The organism is Vibrio sp. 378, from assembly GCF_033339435.1.
The window spans coordinates 1-876 of the sequence record NZ_JAWOUO010000282.1; the positions used below are offsets into that span (position 1 = coordinate 1).

1 protein-coding gene is annotated in these 876 nt (G+C 50.9%); it reads right to left on the minus strand.

The features are described from left to right. Positions 1-874 (minus strand): potassium/proton antiporter (locus R7Q48_RS25725; RefSeq protein WP_318132999.1); only part of this gene is annotated, 874 nt, incomplete at its 3' end. Positions 875-876 lie beyond the last annotated feature (2 nt).

Here is an 876-nt window from a genome sequence, read left to right on the forward strand (position 1 = left end):
ACGCAAGCGCCAAGCCTGGCACCGCAATACTCAGCAAGTTCGACGGCGTAACCAACAAACCAAGCACGAGGAACATGCCAATTTGCGCTAGCCACGTCATACCATCTAGCACATGCAGAATCGAATGACGGCTGCGCGTTGGACGGTTACCCAGCAATAAACCCACGAGGTAAATCGACAAAATACCGCTGCCGCCTAACGAGTTCGACAACGCGAAAATGATCAAGCCGCCGCTGACGGTCAAAATCGAGTACAAGCCATCCGGCAGTTGATTGCGATTGATGACTTTCCACAAGACCCAGCCACCAGCAAAACCAAGAAGCGCACCGATACCAAACTGCTTAACAAAACTGAGCGCTAAAAAGCCGGCGCTTAACTCCGTTCCCGTACTAGAAAGAATCGCAATTAACGTGACGGTCAAGAACACCGCCATTGGGTCGTTGGTGCCCGATTCAATTTCTAACGTCGAGCCAACACGTTCGTTCAGACTGCGCCCTTTCAATAAAGAGAAGACCGCGGCCGCATCCGTTGAACCGACAATCGCGCCAACCAAGATACCTTGCAATAAATCCAAATCGAACAGCCAGGTCGCCATCAAGCCAGTTAACAATGTCGTGATGGCTACGCCTATGGTTGCCAACGACACCGAAGGCCACAAGGCGACCCGAAAACTGGCGACTCGCGTTCGCATCCCGCCATCCAAAAGAATGATGGCGAGCGCTAAGTTACTGACTAAATAAGCGATGGAATAATTATCAAATAAGATTCCGCCAAGGCCATCTTCCCCAGCCAACATACCTACCGCAAGAAATACGAGAAGGATTGGAATCCCCAACTTTGAGGACACGGGGCTTAAAAGAACGCTCAGTGCAATCA